Below are 23,140 nucleotides of genomic sequence, written 5' to 3'. Positions count from 1 at the left end.
GCGTGGGCGCGGTGGTGGGCCTCGGCGCCGTGTCCACCTCGCTGTACGAGGGCCCCTGCTCGCGCAGACCGGCAGCCTGGACCGCGGCTTCGTCCTGTCGGGCCTGGTGGGCGGAGCCGTGTACGCGGCACCGACGGGCCCCGTCGGTGCCGGCCCGCGATCGCTGCGCCGGTGCCGGAGAGTGCGCGGGCCTGTGAACCGTCCCCGGCCCGTGAAGAAGCGAGGAAGCCCGCCCCGCCCCCGGGACGGGCTTCCTCTTCGCCGGACGTGCTCAGCCCACCGGGTGCGTCCAGCCGTGGACGTCCTCCGCCTTGCCTGTCTGGATGTCCAGCAGCGCCTTGCGCAACTTCAGCGTGACCTCGCCCGGCCGGCCGCCGGACTGCGTCCATTCGCCGCTCGCGCTCTTGACACGGCCGACCGGGGTGATGACCGCGGCCGTACCGCAGGCGAAGACCTCGGTGAGCGTGCCGTTCTCACTGTCGGCCTTCCACTGGTCGATGGAGACCCTGCCCTCCTCGGACTTGTAGCCGAGGTCCTCGGCCAGCTGAAGGAGCGAGTCACGGGTGATGCCGGCGAGCAGCGAGCCGGTGAGCTCGGGCGTGATGATCGTGTCCCCGTACACGAAGTACAGGTTCATGCCGCCCAGTTCCTCGACCCACTTGTGCTCCACCGCGTCGAGGTAGGCGACCTGGTCACAGCCCTTCGCGGCCGCCTCGGCCTGGGCGAGCAGGGACGCGGCGTAGTTGCCGCCGGTCTTGGCGTCCCCCATGCCGCCGGGGACGGCGCGTACGCGGTCCTCGGACAGCCAGATGGAGACCGGCTTGACGCCGCCGGGGAAGTAGGCGCCCGCGGGCGACGCGATGACGATGAAGAGGTACTCGTTGGCGGGGCGCACGCCCAGGCCGACCTCGGTGGCGATCATGAACGGGCGCAGGTAGAGCGACTCCTCGCCCCCGTGCGCGGGCACCCATGCCTTGTCCTGCTGGACCAAGGCGTCACAGGCGGCGAGGAAGGTCTCGACGGGCAGCTCGGGCATGGCCAGGCGGCGGGCGGACGCCTGGAAGCGCCTGGCGTTGGCCTCGGGGCGGAAGGTGGCTACGGAGCCGTCGGGACGGCGGTAGGCCTTGAGCCCCTCGAAGATCTCCTGCGCGTAGTGCAGGGTCATGTTGGCGGGGTCGATCGACAGCGGCGCGTACGGGACGAGCTGGGCGTCGTGCCAACCGCGTCCTTCGGTCCACTTGATCGTCACCATGTGATCGGTGAAGTGGCGGCCGAATCCGGGGTTGACCAGGATCGCCTCGCGCTCCGCGTCGGACAGCGGGTGCGAGGAGGGCTTGAGCTCGATCGAGGGCGTCGTCATGAGTGCAGTGTCCTTCACCGGTTGTTGTGACGGACCGCGCGCACGCCGCTGCTGATGCTTGGACGTCCGAGTTCTCCCGCGTGTCACGGCCCACGGACGATTATCGCCCGTGGGAAACCGTGCAGGGAACGGGGTGAGTACGGCCCTGGATGGATGGTGGCACCCTCGGGCCGCACAGGAGAAGCCGCCGGGTGCGTATGCGACCCGGCGGCTGTGGTGGTACCGGCAGGTCAGCTCGCTACTCGTACCGCGAGCGCGTCGCCGACCTGGTCCGTCGTACGGAAGGTGCTGCCGTCCCTCTCCGCGAGGTCGGCGGACACGGTCTCCTCGATGCGCACGGCCTCCGCCTCGAAGCCGAGGTGACGCAGCAGGAGGGCGACGGAGAGGATGGTGGCCGTCGGGTCGGCCTTGCCGGTGCCCGCGATGTCGGGCGCCGAGCCGTGGACGGGCTCGAACATCGACGGGAACGCGCCCGTCGGGTTGATGTTGCCGGACGCGGCCAGGCCGATACCGCCGGTCACGGCGGCGGCGAGGTCGGTCAGGATGTCACCGAAAAGGTTGTCGGTGACGATGACGTCGAAGCGCTCCGGCTGGGTGACGAAGAAGATCGTCGCGGCGTCGACGTGCAGGTAGTCGGTAGTGACCTCGGGGTACTCCTGGCCGACCTTGTCGAAGATGTTCTTCCACATGTGGCCGGCGTAGACGAGGACGTTGTTCTTGTGGACCAGCGTCAGCTTCTTGCGGGGGCGGGCATTGGCCCGCTCGTACGCGTCGCGGACGACGCGCTCCACGCCGAACGCGGTGTTGAGACTGACCTCGGTGGCGACCTCGTGCTCCGTACCCGTACGCAGCGAGCCGCCGTTGCCCGTGTACGGGCCCTCGGTGCCCTCGCGGACCACGACGAAGTCGATCTGGGGACGGCCGGCCAGCGGCGTCGCCGTGTTCGGGAACAGCTTCGACGGCCGCAGGTTGACATAGTGGTCGAAGGCGAACCGCAGTTTGAGCAGCAGCCCGCGCTCCAGCACTCCGGACGGCACCGACGGGTCGCCGATGGCGCCGAGCAGGATCGCGTCGTGGTTCTTGAGGGAGTCGAGCTCCGCGTCCGGGAGGGTCTCCCCGGTGCGGTGCCAGCGCTGGGCGCCGAGGTCGTACTCCTTGGTCTCCAGCTTCACATCCTGCGGGAGGACGGCGGCAAGGACCTTCAGACCCTGGGCCACGACCTCCTGGCCGATGCCGTCACCGGGGATCACTGCGAGATTGATGCTGCGAGACATGTCGGCACCCTACTCCGCGTCCCATTCAATGACACACGATGTCCATCATATGGACCTACGCCGGGCGGGACCCGTGAGGAACAGGGACGGGCCGGGGGCGGGTCAGTGGCCGGTCTCGCCGCCGTTGTCCCTGCGGTCGAGGGCTCGCTGCAGGGCGGCGGCGGCGTTCTTGCGGTCGGACTCGCTCGTACGGGAGGAACGGCGGACTCGACGGACGGTCTCAGCGGGCATGGTGATCGACTCCTTGGAGATCGCGAGAGATTTCGAAGGCGCCGGAAGGGGCGGGGAGCGGTGCGCAGGGGTTGCCTGCCTGGGGCACTGGCTCACGACCGCCATTCGCTGGATCGAGCGATACGTTCGGCTCCTACAAAGTTAGGACAGCCACGCGCCCCTGTCTCCACAATTACTCGGACTTCCTACTATCTGAGACGCGATCTTGAAGAGATCCTGGCGGGAGCACCCTGAGCTCGCGCATCAGTGCGCGTACGGCGACGGTTGCGGCCTGCTCGGGCGTGGTGACGTACCCCACGGAGCGCGTGCGGCGCCCCGGTTTGAGATCGGTGAACTCGACGGTGTCCGGTGCTCCGATCAGGGACAGCTGGGGCATCACGGCCATCCCGAAGCCGCCGGCACCATCGAGAGCACCGCTCCATCGTCCTCCGCCTCCACGGTTGCCCGGGCAGCCACTCCTGCCGCGCCCACCGCTCGCGCGTGTACGACGTGCAGTTCTCGGCCAAGTCGACCAGCGGCAGCGAGCGCGGCGCGGCATGCCCGGCCGGATGGAGCAGCGCGTACCCCTCCTCCACCAGCACGCGCACGACCAGCTCGGGCGGCACCGGAGAAGTCGTCCCGATCGTCGCGATGCCGAGGTCGGCCCGCCCGTCCGCGACCTCGTCCGCCGTGCCGCGCCCCAGTTCCCGCACGACCCGTACCTCCGGCACCAGGCCCGGGGACCGGCGCGTCAGCCGTTCCGGAGGGCCGCACCATCGGCCGGGTCGTCGCCTCCCGACTTCGGGCGGATCGCGTGGGTCGGTGCGGTGGCGCAGTACAACGCCTCCGAGCCGCCGCCCGCGCCCCGGAACCTCTTCGACATCGTCGGCAAGTCGCTGCGGCTGGAGGGCGTACTCGTGCGCAACCACACGGACCTGCAGGAGGAGTTCGAGGACTTCCTGGTGCCCCATCTGCAGAGCGGGCGCATCACCCCGGACGAGACGGTGGTGGAGGGCTTCGAACGGATCGTGGACGCGTTCGTGGTGACGCTGCGCGGCGAGAACGTGGGCAAGATGCCGGTGACCCGCGCCGACTGAACAGGGCGTCCTTTGTGGCACATCCGAAAGGACGCGCGCTACAGCACGTCTCCGTCGCGCCAGTCGAAGAGCAGCGCGCCGGCCGCCGGGTCCGGGAGCGGGCGGTGTGCCGCTTGGCGGAGATACGTCGAGTCCTCCTCGTCCGGGAGGTGCACCGCGCCGTCCGGGCTCAGGGCCTCGACGCGTCCGCGCCACAGCTGCCAGCCACGGACGCGGTACAGCTCGGCGCCGTCGTCGGAAGCGGACAGGCCGCCGAGGTCGTACGCCCCGTCGATGACCGGCTCCAGCGCCGCCATCACCCGGCCGCCCAGGCCCTGGCGGCGGCGGTCGGCGCGGACGCCGACCGCCTCGATGTATCCGACACGGTACGAGCGGCCGCCGTGCAGTACCCGGCGCATGATGACGCTGCCGTGGGCGGCCAGTCCCTTCCGGTCCCGTACGAAGGCGTGGATGCCGCCCAGGCCATGGGCCCAGTCCTCGTCCCCGAAGTCGCCCTCGAAGACGGTGACGAGCAGGGACCGGATCCCGGCGAGGGCGGTATCGGACAGCTGACAGGTGTGGGCCGTGGTCAGCAGGTCCGTCGCGTGGTCCGTCATGGCGCCACCCTGGCAGGCGCGTCCCGTACCAGGCACCCGGACCGCGGCCGAGGACACACCCGGTGTCGGAAAACCGCCCCCGAAAGGAGAGTTGGAGCCGTGGACGGCCTCTGCGCCCTCGAGCCCGTTTCGCGGACCGTCTCGCCGGTGTCCCTGCCGTGCCCGCCGCGACGCTCCCGTTCCTGGGTGTCTTCGGCGGGCCGGCCGGACGGGCTCAGCGGCGGCGGTCTACAGCCTGCCGCCACTGAGGCGGGACAGCGGGCCGCGCTGCCGCAGTCCCGCCCGGCGGCCGAGGGCGTAGGAACCGGCCACGGCGGCGGTCGCGACGCCCGTCCCGGCGCCGGCCAGAACGGCCTTGCGGGCCTTGGCCAGCGCCCAGACGAGGGCCGCCTTCCCCGCGATGTGACCTGCCGCCTGGCCGGCCGCGGCGCTGACGGCCCGCCCGCCCGTGCCGAGGGCGGACGTGAGCTTCTCGGTTGTCGCCCCGGCGGCACCGCGCACGGACTCCGCCGTCGTACGTCCGGCATCCTCCGCCGAACGTGCGGTCTCGGCTGTCGTACGCCCGGCCTCCGCCGTCCCGTTGGCCGCGCTGCGGGCCGCTCCCTGTGTCCGCTTGCTCGTCGTCGTACGTTCTTGGGTCGTCTTCTTCTTGGCCTCAGTCATGGAGTCCGGGTATCCGGCCAACGTCACGGCAAACAGCGCCGCTGTTCCTGAGCGCGCAAGTTCCCGCCGGACGTGCGCCGTTCGAAGTGATTTCGGCGCGAGGCACACCGGCGTCAAGGTCCGGACGGCGGGTCCGGCGCCGCTGTCGGCCTCACGCCGACCGCATCGCAGGGGCGGTCAGGACCTTGTGGCCCGTTCGAGCTGCTGCGCCACCCGCCCGACCCATTGCGTGAACTCGTCGCGATGATGCACCTCGCCTCCGCACAACGCGGCCACCTGCGCATCCGTGATCCGGTTCGGTCCTGCCATCTCCAGCAGCCGGTGCAGCTCCCGCGTCACCAGGGCGAGCCGCTGCGCATCGGGATGCTCGATCGCGTCGACCCCGTGGCCGGGGCCGAGAGTCGTGGAACCAGGCATCTTGTCCTCCTCGGCACGACCCCCCTCCCCAGCAGCGTAAGCCCGCCGAACGTGAGCCGCCCCCGGCCGGTAGGGGGACCGGCAGGGGGCGGGGTTCACGGAACGGGCACGGGACCTGGCAGGCGTCAGCCCATGTGCGGGTAGGTGTAGTCCGTCGGCGCGACCAACGTCTCCTTGATCGCGCGGGTCAGCGTCCAGCGCATCAGGTTCTGCGGGGCGCCTGCCTTGTCGTTCGTACCGGACGCGCGGCCGCCGCCGAAGGGCTGCTGGCCGACCACGGCGCCGGTCGACTTGTCGTTGATGTAGAAGTTGCCCGCGGCATACCGCAGCTTCTCCATCGTGCGGGCCGCCGCGGCGCGGTCGTTGGCGATGACCGCGCCCGTCAGGGCGTAGGCGGACACCGACTCCATCTGCTCCAGCATGGCGTCGTAGTCCTCGTCCTCGTACACGTGCACCGCGAGGAACGGGCCGAAGTACTCGGTGGTGAAGACCTCGTTGCCCGGGTCCGAGCACTCGACGACCGTCGGGCGCACGAAGTAGCCGACCGAGTCGTCATAGCTGCCGCCCGCGACGATCGTGCAGGTCGGGTCCTCCTTCGCCCGGTCGATCGCGGCCTTGTTCTTCGCGAAGGCGCGCTCGTCGATCACGGCGCCGATGAAGTTCGTCAGGTCGGTGACATCACCCATCCTGATGCCGTCGACCTCGGCGGCGAACTCCTCCTTGAAGCCCGAGTTCCAGATGGACGCGGGGATGTACGCACGCGAGGAGGCGGAGCACTTCTGGCCCTGGAACTCGAAGGAGCCGCGGGTCAGCGCGGTCTTCAGAACGGCGCGGTCGGCGCTCGGGTGGGCGACGACGAAGTCCTTGCCGCCCGTCTCGCCGACGATGCGCGGGTAGGAGCGGTACTTCTCGATGTTGTTGCCGACCGTCTTCCACAGGTGCTGGAAGGTCTTGGTCGAGCCGGTGAAGTGGATACCGGCCAGGTCGGGGTGGTTCAGCGCCACCTCGGAGACCGCGATGCCGTCGCCCGTCACCAGGTTGATGACGCCCTTGGGCAGGCCCGCCTCCTCCAGGAGCTGCATCAGCAGCACGGCGGCGTGGGTCTGCGTCGGGGACGGCTTCCAGACCACCACGTTGCCCATGAGGGCGGGGGCTGTGGGCAGGTTGCCGGCGATGGCGGTGAAGTTGAAGGGGGTGATCGCGTAGACGAAGCCCTCGAGCGGGCGGTGGTCCAGCCGGTTCCACACACCCGGCGAGTTGGCCGGCGGCTGCTCGGCGAGCAGGTCACGCGCGTACTTGACGTTGAAGCGCCAGAAGTCGACGAGCTCGCACGGGGTGTCGATCTCGGCCTGCTGCGCGGTCTTGGACTGGCCGAGCATGGTCGAGGCGGCCAGCGTCTCGCGCCAGGGGCCGGCCAGCAGTTCGGCGGCACGCAGAATGATCGCGGCGCGGTCGTCGAAGGACATCGCACGCCACGCGGGCGCGGCGGCCAGGGCGGCGTCGATCGCGTCCTGCGCATCCTGCTGGGTCGCGGCGGCGAAGGTGCCGATCACGGCCTTGTGGTTGTGCGGCTGGACCACGTCGACACGCTCGCCGCCGCCCATCCGCTTGACGCCGCCGATCGTCATCGGCAGCTCGATCGGGTTCTCGGCCAGCTCCTTGAGCTTGGCCTCGAGGCGAATGCGCTCCGCCGAACCGGGGGCGTAGCCGTGCACCGGCTCGTTGACGGGAGCGGGGACCTGGGTCACAGCGTCCATGAGTTACCTCTTCCGAGTGAATCCCTGACTTCAGCCGAGAGGAACTGAAGCGGTGGCTTACGTTGAGCGGCGGTCAGGGCTTGACCGTCACGAGCTTGCTTCGGCGGGTGGGTGAGAAGCCCCCATGGGGCGGAGTCACGAGTTCCGTAGCTCCTTCTTCGACGACGAAACGGAACGGGTCCGGCTCGGCCGGCCGAAGAGCTGTGGCTGTCGTCATCCAGGATGCGCCCGAACGCCTGGATGACGACAGCCGTCGCTCAGCCCTTGGTGATCATCGAGCGGACGAAGAACAGCAGGTTGGCCGGCTTCTCCGCGAGGCGGCGCATGAAGTAGCCGTACCAGTCGGTGCCGTACGCGGTGTAGACACGCATCCGGTGTCCTTCGGCGGCGAGCCGGATGTGCTCGTCACCGCGGATCCCGTACAGCATCTGGAACTCGTACTCGTCGAGCTTGCGCCCGGCGCTGCGGGCCAGCTCCTGGGTGATGGCGATCAGGCGGGGATCGTGGGACCCGATCATCGGGTACCCCTCACCCTCCAGCAGGATCCTCAGAACGCGGACGTACGCCTTGTCGATCTCGCCCTTGTCCTGGTACGCGACCGAGGCGGGCTCCTTGTACGCGCCCTTCACGATGCGGACCCGGCTGCCGCTCGCGGCGAGACGGCGCGCGTCGTCCTCGGTGCGGAACAGGTACGCCTGGATGACGCAGCCGGTCTGCGGGAAGTCCTTCCGCAGCTCCTCGTGGATGGCGAACATCGAGTCGAGGGTGGTGTGGTCCTCGGCGTCCAGGGTGACCGTGGTACCGATCGCGGCCGCGGCCTCGACGACCGGGCGGACATTGGCGAGCGCCAGCTCGTGTCCGCCCTCCAGACACTGGCCGAACATCGACAGCTTGACGGACATCTCGGCCCTGGTACCGAAACCGAGGCCCTTCAGGTGCTCGATCAGTTCGAGGTAGGCGTCGCGCGCGGCGGCGGCCTGCTCACGGGTGGTGATGTCCTCGCCGACCACGTCCAGCGTGACCTCGAGCCCCTTGCCGATCGTCTCCTTGACGATCGGGACAACCTGCTCGACCGTCTCACCGGCGATGAACCGGGCGACGACCTGCTTGGTCCCCGGGGCGACCGACACGAAGCGTCGCATCTTGTCGCTGCGCGACGCGGCGAGGATCACGGGACCCAGCACGGGGCACCTCCACGGAGCAGGTTGAAGGAGGCCGAATCCGAACGAACCGGGAACGGCACGAAGAACCACCGTGAAACCTAAGGATCGCTCCGATCCTCTGCCATCGACAGCTGTCACGCATCGCCGGTCCGGATCTCAGACATTTGTCTGAAGGCGGTGCGAGAATGTGCCCGTGAAGGGCGACTACCAAGAACTCGTCGATGAGATCTCGGCGCTGCTGGCTGTCCCGGCGACGCTGGAGAACCGCGACTTCGGCCTGATCGCCTTCGGCGCGCACGACAGCGAGGACGACACGGCGATGGACCCCGTGCGGACCCGCTCGATCCTCACCCGGAAGTCCACTCCGGCGGTGCGCGCCTGGTTCGAGGGGTACGGCATCACACGGGCCACAGGACCGGTCCGCATCCCCGCCGCCCCGGACGCGGGCGTCTTCCGGGATCGCATCTGCCTGCCCGTACGGCACCGGGGCATCGTGCTCGGGTACGTGTGGCTGCTCGACACCGTCCCCGGGCCGACCACCGGGCAGCTGGCCGCGGCGATGGAGGTCACGGAGCGCATCGGCACCCTGCTCGCGGACGAGGAGCGGGCGGGCGCGGACCTGTCCCGGGAGTTCCGTGCGGTGCTGGTGGCCGAGCGGGGATGGCCGTACGACATGGCGGTGGCGGCGCTGCGTACGGCGCTGGGCCCGGACGCGGACGGGTTGCACACGGTGGTGTGCGTGACACCCTGGCCCGCGGGCGACGCCCCGTCGGCGCGCTCGCTGCCCGGCACGTCGGCACTGTGCACGGTGCCGCTGCCGGCGGACTCCGTCATCGGGGGCACTCATGCCATGGCTGCGCTGATCCGGCTGCGCTCGGCGGATGCGCAGGCGTCGGCCCTGACGGCGGCGGCCCGGCTGCGGGAGGTGGCGACGGGCGGGCCGGTGACGGCAGGGATCGCCGTGCCGCGCCGCGGGCTCGCCGAGCTCGACACCGGCTGGCGGGAGGCGAGGTCCGCCGCCCGCGCGGCCCAGGCCGAACCCGAACTGGGCCCTGTCGCCCGCTGGTCGGAGCTCGGTCCGTACCGGATGCTGACGGCCCTGCCCGAAGGCGCCTCCCAGGACCCGGCCGTACAGGAGCTGCTCGCGCCTTCCCACGCCGAACTGGCCCGCACCGCGGAGGTGTTCCTCGACTGCGCGGGCCAGGCGGGCCGCACGGCGGCGGCACTCGGCATCCACCGCCAGACGCTCTACTACCGCCTCTCGCGGGTCGAGCAGCTCACGGGGCTGGATCTCGACGACGGCGAGCACCGGCTGCTGCTGCACATGGCGCTCAAGAGCGCGCGGCTATGACGACCGGGTGGCGGCGTTCATCAGGCGTCGTAGCCCTTCCGTCAGCTGGTCGGCCCGAGGGGCCGTCTCGGGGTCGAACATCCACTGCGCGATCAGGCCCGTCATGAGCGTCATGTAGAGCATTCCGAGCGTGTCGACCTCCTCGTCGCTGACGTCGGACTCCTCACCGCCCATGAACATCGGGAGGATGCCGCGCGCTCCCTCGCGCTGGGCTTTCGCCAAGTGGTCGCGCACTGCCGGCAGTTGGTCACCCATGACCACGATCTCCATGCTGAGCCGCCACATCGAGTCGGGCCCCTGCATGGTGGCGATGATGTTCGACCAGACCTCCTGGAAACGCTCCAGCGAACCCGGCTCCGTCCTGCTCGGCGCCTGCTCGGGGGCGTCGAAGTCGTCCGAGACCCCCTCCACCAGGGCGACGTACGCCTGCGCGAGCAGCTCGTCCTTCGAACCGTAGTGGTACCCGATCGACGCCAGGTTCGTCCCCGACGCCTTGACGATGTCGCGCGCCGTGGTGCGCACGAACCCCTTTTCCAGCAGGCAGCGCTTAGCGCCCTCGAGCAGATCCTCGCGATGTCCCATGTCGGCAGCCTACCCGCAGCCATACAGCCGTCCCATACGCACGTATTAAACGCCCGTACTAGACGGACGTTTAATACACCCGTACATTGCTGCTCATGACGAACTCCACTGCACGCAGCGCCGATTCGCGCGCCGGACGCAAGGAATGGACCGCCTTCGTCGTCCTCCTGCTGCCGCTCCTCCTGGTCTCGATGGACGTCTCCGTCCTCTACTTCGCCATCCCGGCCATCAGCCGCGAGCTCGACCCGAGCAGCACGCAGCAGCTGTGGATCTTCGACATCTACGCCTTCGCCCTCGCCGGGCTCCTCATCACCATGGGTTCGCTCGGCGACCGCATCGGCCGGCGCCGGCTCCTGCTCATGGGAGCCACCGCCTTCGGGATGGCCTCGATCGGAGCGGCGTACGCACAGAGCGCCGAAATGCTCATCGCCGCACGGGCGTTGCTCGGCGTCGGGGGCGCCACGCTGATGCCCTCGACCCTGGCTCTGGTACGCAGCATGTTCCAGGACGACAAGCAGCGCGGCCAGGCCATCGGCATCTGGTCCGGGGCCATGGCCGGCGGGGTCGCACTCGGCTCGGTGATGAGCGGCCTGATGCTGGGTCACTTCTGGTGGGGCTCGGTCTTCCTCGTCAACGTGCCCGCGATGCTGCTTCTGCTGGTCCTGGTGCCCGTGCTGGTACCGGAGTTCAAGGACCCCTCCCCCGGCCGCTTCGACCTGCTGAGCGTTCCGCTGTCGATGGGCGCCGTGCTGCCCGTCGTCTACGGGCTCAAGGAGATCGCCGCCGAGGGCTACAGCCCGGCCATGGCCCTGTGCATCACGAGCGGCCTCGCTGTCGGCTTCGTCTTCGTACGGCGTCAGCGCGGCCGTGCCGACGCCATGATCAGCCGGGAGCTGTTCACGGGACGCGGCTTCGGCTCGGGGATCGTCCTCAACACTGTCGCCATGTTCGCCATGATGGGTTCGGCGTACTTCACGACCCAGTATCTGCAGTCGGTGCTCGGCATGGGTTCCATGGAGGCCGCGCTGTGGAGCCTGGCTCCGTCCCTCGCGGTGGGCGTCGCCGCCCCGACCGCGGGTGTCGTCGCCCAGCGGGTCAGCCGCGACTACGTCATCGCCGCGGGCTTTCTCGTCGCCGCCGCCGGATTCGCGATCCTGCTGCTCGCCAGCACCGACTCACTGTGGATCCTGCTGGCCGGCGCGGCTGTCATCGGATGCGGCATCGTCACCGTCATGGCTCTGGTCTCCGACATGGCGCTGGGTGCGGCCCCCGCCGAGAAGGCCGGTTCGGCGGCCTCACTGCTGGAGACCGGCCAGGAGTTCGGCGGCGCGCTGGGCATGGCGCTCCTGGGAAGCCTCGGCACCGCCGTCTACCGCGACGACATCGCGGACTTCGCCCCCGCGGGTCTGCCGGCCGACGCCCTGGACACCGTCCGCGAGACGCTCGGTGGCGCGACCGTGGTCGCCGGGCAGCTGCCGGGGAAGTCCGGGGAGGCCGTACTTGAGGTGGCGCGCGAGGCCTTCGTCCACGGGATGCAGATCGCCGCGGCAGGGGGTGCGGTGGTACTGGTCGCGGCCGCGGTGCTCGCCGCCGTACTCCTGCGTACGACGGCCTGCTGCCAGGCCGTGGCGCCCGCCCCTCAGCAGGCCACCGACGAGCCGGTCACGGAAGTCCTGCCGGCCGGCTGAGATGCGTACACACCGAAGGGCCCGGTCTCCCGGGCCCTTCGGTGTTGCTCTCCGTGCGTGGAACGGAGTCAGGCGACCAGGTTCACCGAACGGGCCGACGCCGCGCCGATCTCGTCCGCGATCTCCGTCAGCACCGCCGGCGGAACCGTGTCGTCGACGGTGAGGACGACCAGCGCCTCGCCGCCCTCCTCCGCGCGCGAGACCTGCATGCCCGCGATGTTCAGACCGGCCTCGCCGAGGATCCGGCCGACCGTACCGACCACACCGGGACGGTCGTCGTAGCGCAGCACGACCATGTGGTCGGCGAGCGCCAGGTCGATGTCGTGGTCGCCGACCGCGACGATCTTCTGGAGGTGCTTGGGACCGGCCAGCGTGCCGGAGACCGCGACCTCCTCGCCGCCCGAGAGCGTGCCGCGCACGGTGACGACATTGCGGTGGTCCGGGGACTCCGAGCTGGTCGTCAGGCGGACCTCGACGCCGCGCTCCTGCGCGAACAGCGGGGCGTTCACGTAACTCACGGTCTCGTCGACGACATCCTCGAACACGCCCTTGAGCGCGGACAGTTCGAGCACCTTGACGTCGTGCTGGGTGATCTCGCCGTACACCTCGACATCGAGGCGGACCGCTACCTCGCCGGCCAGCGCGGTGAAGATCCGGCCGAGCTTCTCGGCGAGCGGCAGACCCGGGCGCACGTCCTCGGCGATCACGCCGCCCTGGACGTTGACCGCGTCAGGCACGAGCTCACCGGCGAGCGCGAGACGCACCGAGCGGGCGACCGAGACACCCGCCTTCTCCTGGGCCTCGTCGGTGGAGGCGCCGAGGTGCGGGGTGCAGACGACCTGGTCCAGCTCGAACAGCGGGGAGTCCGTGCACGGCTCCTTCGCGTACACGTCCAGGCCCGCGCCGGCGACCCGGCCCTCCTTGAGCGCCGAGAACAGCGCCTCCTCGTCGACGATCCCGCCGCGAGCGGCGTTGACGATGCGGACGGTCGGCTTGACCTTGTGCAGCGCCTCCTCGCCGATCAGGCCGAGCGTCTCGGGGGTCTTGGGCAGGTGGACGGTGATGAAGTCCGAGACCTCGAGCAGCTCATCGAGCGAGAGCAGCTTGACGCCCATCTGTGCGGCGCGCGCCGGCTGGACGTAGGGGTCGTACGCGACGATCTTCATGCCGAAGGCGGACATGCGCTGCGCGACCAGCACGCCGATGCGGCCGAGGCCGACGACACCGAGAATCTTCTCGCTGAGCTCGACACCGGTGTACTTGGAGCGCTTCCACTCGCCGTTCTTGAGGGCGGTGTTGGCCTGCGGGATGTTGCGCGCTGTGGCGACCAGCAGACCGCAGGCCAGCTCGGCGGCGGTGACGATGTTGGACGTCGGTGCGTTGACGACCATGACGCCGGCCTTGGTGGCGGCGGAGACGTCCACGTTGTCCAGGCCGACACCGGCGCGGGCGACGACCCGGAGCTTCCTGGCCGCCGCGATGGCCTCCGCGTCGACCTTGGTGGCCGAGCGGACCAGAATCGCGTCGACATCGGCGATGGCGGGGATCAGCTCGGCACGGTCGGCGCCGTTGCAGTGCCGGATCTCGAAGTCCGGGCCCAGGGCGTCGACGGTGGCGGGCGACAGCTCTTCAGCGATCAGTACGACGGGTTTCGAGCTCACGTGGGTCCTCACAAGTCCAGTGCGGACGGCCGTCCCGACGGCCGCAGGCGGTGGAGGGGCTAGCCGCGTGGAAGACGCACGACACTGTGGGCCTGACGCGTATGTATCGATGAGTGTAGTGGGGCCGCGAGGCGCGTCTTGCGCCTCGTTGGAAGGATCACTCGTCCGTGGCTGGACAGAGTGGAGAAGCGGTCGCCGTCGGCCGGGGCAGGGCGGGGAACGCCCCGGTGAGGGGGCCGGATGCGGCCCCCTCACCTGCACGGCTCACGCCTCGTCGTTGTCGACCCAGCTCATGAGCTTGCGCAGCTCCTTGCCGGTGGTCTCCAGCAGGTGGTTCTCGTCCTGCTTCTTGTACTCGTTGTACTTCTTCAGACCGCCGTGGTACTCGTCCATCCAGTTCTTGGCGAAGGTGCCGTCCTGGATCTCGGCGAGGACCTTCTTCATCTCGGCCTTGGTCTGGTCGGTGATGATGCGGGGGCCGGTGATGTAGTCGCCCCACTCCGCGGTCTCGGAGACCGACCAGCGCATCTTCTCCAGGCCGCCCTCGTACATGAGGTCCACGATCAGCTTCAGCTCGTGGAGGCACTCGAAGTACGCGATCTCCGGCTGGTAGCCGGCCTCGGTCAGGGTCTCGAAGCCCGCCTTGACCAGCGCGGAGGCACCACCGCACAGGACGGCCTGCTCGCCGAAGAGGTCCGTCTCGGTCTCTTCGGTGAAGGTCGTCTTGATGACGCCGGCGCGGGTGCCGCCGATGGCCTTGGCGTACGAGAGCGCCAGGCCGAACGCGTTGCCGGAGGCGTCCTGCTCGACGGCGGCGATCGCCGGGACGCCGCGGCCCTCTTCGTACTGGCGGCGGACCAGGTGGCCCGGGCCCTTCGGAGCGACGAGGGCGACGTCCACACCGGCCGGGACCTTGATGAAGCCGAAGCGGATGTTGAAACCGTGGGCGAAGAACAGCGCGTCGCCGTCCTTCAGGTTGTCCTTGATCGACTCCTCGTAGACCTGGGCCTGGATCGGGTCCGGGATGAGGATCATGATGACGTCGGCCTCTGCGGCGGCCTCGGCCGGAGTCACCACCCGCAGGCCCTGCTCCTCGGCCTTGGCCTTGGACTTCGAGCCCTCGTGCAGACCGACACGGACGTCGACACCCGAGTCACGCAGCGACAGCGCGTGGGCGTGGCCCTGGCTGCCGTAGCCGATGACCGCGACCTTGCGGTTCTGGATGATGGACAGGTCGGCATCGTCGTCGTAGAACAGCTCGGCCACTGGGATATCTCCTTGGAGTGCTGGTGTTACGTCCCACCGTACGGCGGGGAGGGATGTGGACGTTTGTGGGTCTCGCCAGGCGGAACGGCGGTCCGCTAGGCGGATCGGTCCAGGGCACGCAGGGAGCGGTCCGTGATGGAGCGGGCGCCGCGCCCTATGGCGATGGTGCCGGACTGGACGAGCTCCTTGATGCCGAACTGCTCCAGCATCTTGAGCATCGCCTCCAGCTTGTCACTCGAACCGGTGGCCTCGATCGTGACGGCCTCGGGCGAGACATCCACCGTCTTGGCGCGGAAGAGCTGGACGATCTCGACGATCTGGGAGCGGGTCTCGTTGTCGGCGCGGACCTTCACCAGCACGAGTTCGCGCTGGATCGCGCCGCCGGGCTCGAGTTCGACGATCTTCAGAACGTTGACGAGCTTGTTGAGCTGCTTGGTCACCTGCTCGAGCGGCAGGTCCTCGACGTTGACCACGATCGTGATGCGGGAGATGTCGGGGTGCTCGGTGACACCGACGGCGAGCGAGTCGATGTTGAAGCCGCGGCGGGAGAACAGCGCGGCGATCCGGGCGAGGATGCCGGGGGTGTTCTCCACCAGGACGGAGAGCGTGTGCTTGGACATGTGCGTCGTACCTCTTCCTACGGCTCTCAGTCGTCTTCGTTGTCGCCGAAGTCGGGGCGGACGCCCCGGGCGGCCATGACCTCGTCGTTGGAGGTGCCTGCGGCGACCATCGGCCAGACCATGGCGTCCTCGTGGACGATGAAGTCGACCACCACGGGCCGGTCGTTGATCGCGTTGGCCTCGGCGATGACCTTGTCCAGGTCGGCCGGGTCCTCGCAGCGCAGGGCGGCGCAGCCCATGGCCTCGGACAGCTTCACGAAGTCCGGGACGCGGGTGCCCTTGCGGGGGCCCTGGCTCGCGCCGAGCTGGGAGCCGGCGGTGTGGTGGCCGGTTTCGTCGGAGTGCAGGACGGTGCTCGAGTAGCGCTCGTTGTAGAACAGCGTCTGCCACTGGCGGACCATGCCGAGCGCACCGTTGTTGATGATCGCGACCTTGATCGGGATGTTGTTCAGGGCGCAGGTGGTGAGTTCCTGATTGGTCATCTGGAAGCAGCCGTCGCCGTCGATCGCCCAGACCGTGCGGTTCGGCGCTCCGGCCTTGGCGCCCATGGCGGCCGGGACCGCGTAGCCCATCGTTCCCGCGCCGCCCGAGTTCAGCCAGGTGGCCGGCTTCTCGTAGTTGATGAAGTGGGCGGCCCACATCTGGTGCTGGCCGACGCCCGCGGCGTAGATGGTGTCCTCGGGGGCGAGTTCACCGATGCGCTGGATGACCTGCTGGGGCGAGAGGCTGCCGTCGGCCGGCCTCTCGTAGCCGAGCGGGTAGGTCTCGCGCCAGCGGTTGAGGTCGTTCCACCAGGCGCTGTAGTCGCCGGTGTTGCCCTCGTTGTGCTCGGCCTGGACGGCCTGGACCAGGTCGGCGATGACCTCGCGTGCATCACCGACGATCGGCACGTCCGCGGTGCGGTTCTTGCCGATCTCGGCCGGGTCGATGTCTGCGTGGACGATCTTGGCGTAGGGGGCGAAGCTGTCCAGCTTGCCGGTGACGCGGTCGTCGAATCGGGCTCCGAGGGCGACGATCAGGTCGGCCTTCTGCAGCGCGGTGACGGCGGTGACCGCTCCGTGCATGCCCGGCATTCCCACGTGCAGCGGGTGGCTGTCGGGGAAAGCGCCCAGCGCCATCAGGGTGGTGGTGACGGGGGCGCCGGTGAGCTCGGCGAGGACCTTCAGCTCGGTGGTGGCGCCGGCCTTGAGGACACCGCCGCCGACGTACAGGATCGGGCGCCTGGCCCCGGTGATCAGCTTGGCCGCCTCGCGGATCTGCTTGGCGTGCGGCTTGGTGACCGGGCGGTAGCCGGGCAGGTCCATCTGCGGCGGCCAGCTGAAGGTGGTGCGCGCCTGGAGGGCGTCCTTGGCGATGTCGACCAGGACCGGGCCCGGGCGGCCGGTCGAGGCGATGTGGAACGCCTGCGCGATGGTGCGCGGGATGTCCTCGGCCTTGGTGACCAGGAAGTTGTGCTTGGTGATCGGCATGGTGATGCCGCAGATGTCCGCCTCCTGGAAGGCGTCGGTACCGATCGCCTTGGACGCGACCTGGCCGGTGATCGCGACCAGCGGCACGGAGTCCATGTGCGCGTCGGCGATCGGGGTGACCAGATTGGTCGCGCCGGGGCCTGAGGTGGCCATGCACACGCCGACCTTGCCCGTCGCCTGGGCGTAGCCGGTGGCGGCGTGTCCGGCACCCTGCTCATGGCGGACCAGGACGTGACGGACCTTGGTCGAGTCCATCATCGGGTCGTACGCCGGGAGGATCGCGCCGCCCGGGATACCGAAGACCGTGTCGGCTCCCACTTCCTCGAGAGAGCGAATGAGGGACTGCGCGCCCGTGACGTGCTCAACGGTGGCGGATGTCTGTCCGCCGCTACGGGCCCGCGGCTGCGGATGGTGGGCCCCGGTGGCCTGCTCGGTCATCGGCATTCTCTTCTCGAAGCTGAGGGTTTTTGCGTGGTTTTGGTGGGTTCCGGTGCAACAAAAAACCCCTCGTGCCGTGAGGCAAGCGAGGGGAGCGCGTCGGGAGGGTCAGCAGAGCGTGTGAACGCCTCTGCTCAGCCGACGCGCTTTCCAAGTACGAGAATTCGGGTGCGCATGGCACTGACCCTCCCCCCGGCGCGCCATCACTGTCAAGTGGGTGGGACGCGCGTCTCATTATTTGAGCCAAAGCGGGGGGCCGGGAGAACGCCGCCGGACAGCACCGGCAGGGCCATTCCGCCTGGTACCGGGAACTCGCCACGGACCAGTGCGCGGCGCAGCCGGTACTCGTCCAGCGGCCCGGAGAACGCCATGCCCTGCCCGTGTGTGCAGCCCATCGTGCGCAGGGCGAGCACCTGTTCCGGCACGTCCACGCCGTCCGCCACGGACTGCATACCGAGGTCACGGGCGATACGCAGCAGGCCGCTGGTGATCTTGTGCAGCCTGGCCGACTCGACGACGCCCTCCACCAGTCCTCTGTCCAGTTTCAGTACGTCCACGGGCAGGCGGCGCAGCGCGTTGATCGCCGCGTAACCGCTGCCGAACCCGTCCAGGGCGATCCTGACGCCGAGCCTGCGCAGCGCGACCAGGCGCTGTTCCAGCTCGTCGAAGGAGATCCGCGGGTCACTGTCGGCCAGCTCGATGACCAGCGCGCCCGACGGCAGCTCGTGCCGGGTCAGCAGGGCTTCGATGGAGCCGAGCGGCAGGGACCTGTCGAGCAGCAGCCGGGCCGTGAGGCGCACGGAGACGGGAGCCCGGTGGCCGGTCCTGGCGCGCTCGGCGGCCTGCCCGACGGCCTCCTCGATCAGCCAGCGGCCGAGCTCGGCGGTGCGGTCGCCGTCGTCGGCGACGCGCAGGAACTCGGCCGGGGTGAACAGGATGCCCTGGGCGGAGCGCCAGCGGGCCTGGGCGGCGACGGCGGCGATCCGGCCGGTACTGAGGCTCACCACGGGCTGGTGGAGCAGCGCGAACTCTCCGTCGCGCAGGGCGCTGCGCAGCCGGGCGGCCAGCTCGGTGCGACGGACCACGTCGGCCTGCATCTGGGGTGCGTACAGCTCGACGCGGTCCTTGCCGCCGGCCTTGGCGCGGTACATCGCGAGGTCGGCGTTGCGCATGAGGTCGGTGGGGGTGATACCGGGCTCGGCGAAGGCCACCCCGATGGAGGCGGCCACACGCACTTCCCTGCCGTCGATGCGATACGGCTGGGAGAGCATCAGCCGCAGCCGGTCGGCGATCTCGTGCACCTGGCACTCGCGGGCGGCCTGGTCGCGGGTGCCGTCGCCGATGATGAGGGCCGCGAACTCGTCGCCGCCGAGACGGGCTGCGGTGTCCCCGGCCCGTACCGAGTCGGCGAGCCGGCGGGCCGCCTGGATCAGCAGCTCGTCGCCGGCCTGATGGCCCAGGCGGTCGTTGACGCCCTTGAAGCCGTCGAGGTCGATGAAGAGGACGGCGGTGCCGGGATCGCCCGCACGGCGGCCGGTCAGGGCCATCCGGACGCGCTCGGTGAACAGGGCGCGGTTGGGCAGGTCGGTGAGCGGGTCGTGCTCCGCGTTGTGCTGCAGCTGGGCCTGCAGACGCACGCGCTCGGTGACGTCCCGGCTGTTGAGGATCAGTCCGCCCTCGTGACGGCTGACGGTGGACTCCACGTTCAGCCAGTCGCCGGCTCCCGACCGGATGCGGCACTCGATACGGGTGGTGTGTTCCTGCGCCGCGGAGGCGGCCAGAAACCGGCGTACTTCATGGACGACGCGGCCGAGATCCTCGGGATGGATGAGCGAGGCCAGCTCGGAGCCGACGAGGTCCTCGGCGTCGCGCCCGTAGACACCGGCGGCCGCGGGCGAGACGTACCGCAGCACGCCGGTGGGGGCAGCGATCATGATGACGTCGCTCGATCCCTGCACCAGCGAGCGGAAGTGGTTCTCCTTCTGCGCCAGTTCATGGGTGAGGGCCATGTTGTCGAGCAGCATGATGCCCTGGCGTACGACCAGGGCGAGGACGACGGCGCAGCCGGTGAGGACGACGACGCGGTCGACGCGGCGGCCCTCGATGACGTTGTAGAGGATCCCGAGCGTGCAGACGGCCGCGGCGAGATACGGCGTGAGTGCCGCGAGCGAGCCGGCGATCGGGCGGTTCGAAGGGCGCGGCCGGGTACTGGGGGGCGGCGGCGCGGCCTCCGCCGCCCTGCGCACCCCCCAAGGGGCATAGGCGAGCAGCAGGGAGCCCGCGAACCAGCCCGCGTCGAGCAGCCCGCCCGAGTGGTAGTTCTCCTGGAGCAGCGGTGAGGTGAACACGGCGTCGCACACCACGGTCAGCGCGAGGCCCGCGATCGCGGTGTTGACCGCGGACCGGTTGCACGAGCGGCGGAAGTGCAGCGCCAGAACCATGCTGACGAGAACGATGTCAAGCAGCGGGTAGGCGAGCGCGAGCGCGGCCGGTGCCACGCTCTCACCCTGGGCGTGGGCGGTGTGCGCGAGAGCGAGACTCCAGGAGAGGGTGAGCAGCGAACCGCCGATCAGCCAGGCGTCCAGGCCCAGGCAGACCCAGCCGGCCTTGGTCACGGGGCGTTTGGCCAGAACGAGAAGTCCGACGATGGCCGGTGGCGCGAAGCAGAGGAAGAACAGATCGGCGACGGACGGGCTCGGTACCTCCCGGTCGAGCACGAACTCGTACCATCCCCAGACCGCGTTACCGGCGGAGGCCATGAGCGACGAGAGCCCGAACAGCAGCCAGGCCGGCCGGAAACGGCAGGACTCGGTGCGGGCGTACATCAAGCACGAGACGGCCGCGAGCAGGGCGGCGGCACTGAGGCCGAAGTCGCCCATGAACACCGCCAGTTCAGGCGAGCCCCAGCCCAGGGCAGCCCCTGCTCCGTAACCCACGCACAGGAGTACCAGAACGAGCTGGGCCAGCAGCCCGGTGCCGCATCCGGGGACGGTCTGCCGGGCGCCGGACGCCATGAGAGCCCCGGGCGCGCTCATGGCGCCGCCCCCTGGTGGACCGTCGGCGCCCGGCCCTTCGGTGTGTTCTCCGCGGGTCGTGCCGGATCGGGTCTGCACGCAGAAGCGCACAGGGGTCGCCGATGGCGGCTCCGCCGCGTCGGATCGCTGGTCCCTTGGCCGCGCATCGCCGTTCGCCCCCCTCTGATGTGATCGGCAGTCAGTTCGCGTCACGGCACCGCCCTCACTTCGGTGCAGCCCCCAGGTCGGGACGATACACCAATATCGTCACTCAGGGACATAGTCCCTCTACTCTGCGTGACGACCTGTGGCTATTCAGGCACGCGGTGCATCCGAGTGACTTCGAAGAGTGATCGAAGCGTTTCGATACCGACCGTCAGCCCGTCGTGAGCACCACGTTGTCCAACGGCTCCCCGGCGGTGAACCGGGTCAGCTGACTCGCCAGCAGTCGCTTCGCGCGGGGCGCGAACGCCGAGGTGGAGCCGCCCACGTGAGGACTGATCAGCACGCCGGGGGCATGCCAGAGCGGATGCCCGGCAGGCAGCGGTTCGGGGTCGGTGACGTCGAGCGCGGCGGTGATCCGGCCGCTCTCGACCTCCGCGAGCAGGGCCTTTGTGTCGACGACCGGGCCGCGGGCGACGTTCACCAGCAGTGCCCCATCCCTCATCCGCCCCAGGAACTCCGCGCTGACCAGGCCCTTCGTACGCTCGGTGAGCGGGGTGGAGAGGATCACGACGTCCGCCTTCGGCAGCAGAGCGGGCAGGTCGGCGAGTGCGCGCACTTCGCCGCGCTCCGTGGCGCGGGCGGAGCGCGCGACGCGCGCCACCCGCGCGCATTCGAAGGGCGCGAGCCGGTCCTCGATGGCCGCGCCGATGGAGCCGTATCCGACGATGAGCACCGACTTGTCGGCGAGTGCCGGATAGAAGCCGGATCGCCATTCCTCCTGGTCCTGGCCGCGCACGAAGCCGGGGACACCGCGCAGGGACGCAAGGACGAGGGCAAGGGCGAGCTCGGCGGTGGATGCCTCGTGGACGCCCTTGGCATTGCACAGGCGCACGCCGGGCGGCAGCGCGGCAAGTCCGGGCTGCACATGGTCGATTCCCGCGGTCAGAGTCTGCACGACCCGCACGGAGGTCATGGCGGCCAGGGGCCGTACCGCGGTCTCCATGGGCGTCATGTACGGGACGGCGTAGAAGACGCAGTCGGCGGGGTCGGCGGGGAAGTCCGCACCGCCGTCCCAGAAACGGTAGGTGAGAGACGACTCCGCAGGCGCGGGAAGGCCCTCGATCTCGTCGGCCGGAAGAGGGAGCCACACATCAGCAGTCATGGTCAGGAGGCTATGCGAAGGCCGGCCGGCGCCATTGGTTAGTTTTGGGGGCGGTCGACGGAGGGGTACGGGGAGTTGCAGCGCAGGACAATCGGTGCGGGAGCCCTCGACGTGGGCGCGGTGGGGCTCGGCTGTATGCCGATGAGCTGGGCCTACAGCAGTTCCCAACAGCGCGGGGACCGGTCGCTGCGCACCGTCCACGCCGCGCTAGACGCCGGCTCGACCCTGCTGGACACGGCTGACATGTACGGGCCTTTCACCAATGAGCTGTTGGTCGGCCGGGTCCTGAGGGAACGGCGCGAGGACGCTTTCGTGTCGACGAAGGTGGGGCTGCTGGTCGGTGACCAGCACGTGGTCGCCAATGGCAGGCCCGGCTATGTGAAGCGGGCGTGTGACGCCTCGTTGCGCCGGCTGCAGACCGAGGTGATCGACCTCTATCAGCTGCACCGCGCCGATCCGGAGGTCCCGGTCGAGGAGACCTGGGGCGCGATGGCGGAGCTGGTCGGAGCGGGCAAGGTACGGGCGCTGGGGATGTGCGCGGTGGGGGCGCGGGCGGCGCGGCGGCCGGGGACGCGGGCGGGGGCGCAGATGCGGGCTGTGCCCCGTCCGGGGTCGGATTCCGGCTCGGGGGCGGATCTGCACGAAGGAACGATCCGGCAGCTGGAGCGGGTGCAGCAGGTGTTCCCGGTGAGCGCGGTGCAGGCAGAACTGTCGGTGTGGTCGCCCGAGGCGTTGGGTCGGCTGCTCCCCTGGTGCGAGGCGCGCGGGGTGGGTTTCCTGGCGGCGATGCCGCTCGGCAACGGCTTCCTGACCGGCACACTCACGCCCGGACAGGGCTTCGAGCCGGACGACGTGCGGGCGCGGCATCCGCGGTTCACCGCCGAGATGATGGCGGCGAACCAACCGGTGGTGGCGGGGCTGCGGCGGGTCGCGCGGCGGCACGGGCCGACTGCCACCGCCGCGCGGGTGGCGCTGGCGTGGGTGCTCGGCCAGGGCAGGCATGTGGTGGCCGTGCCGGGGGCCAAGCGGGAGCAGTGGGCAGTCGAGAACGCGGGGGCCGCGGAGCTGGAACTGACGGCTCGCGACCTGGCGGAGATCGCGGGACTGCCGGCGGCGCAGGGGTCCTGGGACTGACGGCGGACCCCTGCCGCAGGCCATCTCCCAAGATCGGGAACCTGAACGGCCGC

At 69.9% G+C, this 23,140-nt stretch carries 18 protein-coding genes and 1 pseudogene; 4 read left to right on the top strand and 15 right to left on the bottom strand.

The features are described from left to right. Positions 1–271 precede the first annotated feature (271 nt). From ACFYWI_RS01715 to ACFYWI_RS01705, 3 genes are all read right to left on the bottom strand, one after another. Positions 272–1,360 carry a branched-chain amino acid aminotransferase gene (locus tag ACFYWI_RS01715; protein WP_389223850.1) on the bottom strand — a complete coding sequence of 363 codons (1,089 nt, stop codon included), beginning with the start codon at positions 1,358–1,360 and terminating at the stop codon, positions 272–274. 230 nt (positions 1,361–1,590) lie between these two features. Continuing rightward, positions 1,591–2,634 (bottom strand): 3-isopropylmalate dehydrogenase, encoded by a 1,044-nt coding sequence (locus ACFYWI_RS01710; RefSeq protein ID WP_389223847.1) that lies wholly within the window; start codon positions 2,632–2,634, stop codon positions 1,591–1,593. 102 nt (positions 2,635–2,736) lie between these two features. After that, positions 2,737–2,865 (bottom strand): hypothetical protein, encoded by a 129-nt coding sequence (locus ACFYWI_RS01705; protein ID WP_389223844.1) that lies wholly within the window; start codon positions 2,863–2,865, stop codon positions 2,737–2,739. Positions 2,866–3,641: 776 nt separating this feature from the next. Between ACFYWI_RS01705 and ACFYWI_RS01700 the strand changes: the two are divergent. Continuing rightward, a pseudogene (locus ACFYWI_RS01700) lies at positions 3,642–3,941 on the top strand (NADP-dependent oxidoreductase); the annotation flags it as partial. Between the two features lie 38 nt (positions 3,942–3,979). Here the strand turns inward: ACFYWI_RS01700 and ACFYWI_RS01695 are convergent. From ACFYWI_RS01695 to ACFYWI_RS01675, 5 genes are all read right to left on the bottom strand, one after another. Further along, entirely contained in the window at positions 3,980–4,537 is a 558-nt protein-coding gene (locus tag ACFYWI_RS01695; RefSeq protein ID WP_389223841.1) for a GNAT family N-acetyltransferase, read from the bottom strand. Between the two features lie 228 nt (positions 4,538–4,765). Further along, a complete protein-coding gene (locus ACFYWI_RS01690) occupies positions 4,766–5,200 on the bottom strand; it encodes a hypothetical protein (protein ID WP_389223838.1) in 435 nt (144 codons plus the stop codon). 177 nt (positions 5,201–5,377) lie between these two features. Continuing rightward, a complete protein-coding gene (locus ACFYWI_RS01685) occupies positions 5,378–5,617 on the bottom strand; it encodes a hypothetical protein (RefSeq protein ID WP_389223835.1) in 240 nt (79 codons plus the stop codon). A 125-nt stretch (positions 5,618–5,742) separates the two neighbouring features. Beyond that, positions 5,743–7,374, bottom strand: a complete 1,632-nt coding sequence (pruA, locus tag ACFYWI_RS01680) for an L-glutamate gamma-semialdehyde dehydrogenase (RefSeq protein ID WP_389223832.1) — start codon at positions 7,372–7,374, stop codon at positions 5,743–5,745. A gap of 257 nt (positions 7,375–7,631) precedes the next feature. Next, positions 7,632–8,558, bottom strand: a complete 927-nt coding sequence (locus ACFYWI_RS01675; RefSeq protein WP_389223829.1) for a proline dehydrogenase family protein — start codon at positions 8,556–8,558, stop codon at positions 7,632–7,634. A 172-nt stretch (positions 8,559–8,730) separates the two neighbouring features. Here ACFYWI_RS01675 and ACFYWI_RS01670 point away from each other — a divergent pair, with 172 nt between their 5' ends. After that, positions 8,731–9,888: a PucR family transcriptional regulator gene (locus ACFYWI_RS01670; protein ID WP_389223826.1), complete on the top strand. Its 1,158-nt coding sequence runs from the start codon at positions 8,731–8,733 to the stop codon at positions 9,886–9,888. Here ACFYWI_RS01670 and ACFYWI_RS01665 read toward each other — a convergent pair. Next, a complete protein-coding gene (locus tag ACFYWI_RS01665; RefSeq protein WP_389223824.1) occupies positions 9,883–10,470 on the bottom strand; it encodes a TetR/AcrR family transcriptional regulator in 588 nt (195 codons plus the stop codon). The two genes, ACFYWI_RS01670 and ACFYWI_RS01665, sit on opposite strands and share 6 nt — an antisense overlap. A 95-nt stretch (positions 10,471–10,565) precedes the next feature. On the opposite strand from ACFYWI_RS01665, the gene ACFYWI_RS01660 reads away from it, so the two are divergent. Beyond that, a complete protein-coding gene (locus ACFYWI_RS01660) occupies positions 10,566–12,158 on the top strand; it encodes an MFS transporter (RefSeq protein WP_389223821.1) in 1,593 nt (530 codons plus the stop codon). A 68-nt stretch (positions 12,159–12,226) separates the two neighbouring features. On the opposite strand, the gene serA is transcribed toward ACFYWI_RS01660, so the two are convergent. From serA to ACFYWI_RS01630, 6 genes are all read right to left on the bottom strand, one after another. After that, positions 12,227–13,819 (bottom strand): phosphoglycerate dehydrogenase, encoded by a 1,593-nt coding sequence (gene serA / locus ACFYWI_RS01655; protein ID WP_389223818.1) that lies wholly within the window; start codon positions 13,817–13,819, stop codon positions 12,227–12,229. Between the two features lie 264 nt (positions 13,820–14,083). Beyond that, positions 14,084–15,085: a ketol-acid reductoisomerase gene (gene ilvC / locus ACFYWI_RS01650; protein WP_389223816.1), complete on the bottom strand. Its 1,002-nt coding sequence runs from the start codon at positions 15,083–15,085 to the stop codon at positions 14,084–14,086. A gap of 95 nt (positions 15,086–15,180) precedes the next feature. Continuing rightward, a complete protein-coding gene (ilvN, locus tag ACFYWI_RS01645) occupies positions 15,181–15,705 on the bottom strand; it encodes an acetolactate synthase small subunit (RefSeq protein WP_005311534.1) in 525 nt (174 codons plus the stop codon). 26 nt (positions 15,706–15,731) lie between these two features. Then, complete coding sequence (locus ACFYWI_RS01640) at positions 15,732–17,618, bottom strand: acetolactate synthase large subunit (RefSeq protein ID WP_389223812.1); 1,887 nt, start codon at positions 17,616–17,618, stop codon at positions 15,732–15,734. A gap of 203 nt (positions 17,619–17,821) precedes the next feature. Further along, positions 17,822–20,647 carry a putative bifunctional diguanylate cyclase/phosphodiesterase gene (locus ACFYWI_RS01635; RefSeq protein ID WP_389223809.1) on the bottom strand — a complete coding sequence of 942 codons (2,826 nt, stop codon included), beginning with the start codon at positions 20,645–20,647 and terminating at the stop codon, positions 17,822–17,824. 355 nt (positions 20,648–21,002) lie between these two features. After that, a complete protein-coding gene (locus ACFYWI_RS01630; RefSeq protein ID WP_389223806.1) occupies positions 21,003–21,953 on the bottom strand; it encodes a 2-hydroxyacid dehydrogenase in 951 nt (316 codons plus the stop codon). Between the two features lie 75 nt (positions 21,954–22,028). Here ACFYWI_RS01630 and ACFYWI_RS01625 point away from each other — a divergent pair, with 75 nt between their 5' ends. Next, positions 22,029–23,087 carry an aldo/keto reductase gene (locus tag ACFYWI_RS01625; RefSeq protein ID WP_389223803.1) on the top strand — a complete coding sequence of 353 codons (1,059 nt, stop codon included), beginning with the start codon at positions 22,029–22,031 and terminating at the stop codon, positions 23,085–23,087. Positions 23,088–23,140: the final 53 nt, after the last annotated feature.

It is taken from the genome of Streptomyces sp. NPDC002889 (genome assembly GCF_042888425.1).
In the GTDB taxonomy this organism is placed as follows: Bacteria; Actinomycetota; Actinomycetes; order Streptomycetales; family Streptomycetaceae; genus Streptomyces.
The sequence above is the reverse complement of the archived record's forward strand: the minus strand, read 5'-3'. Positions and strand labels throughout refer to the sequence as shown.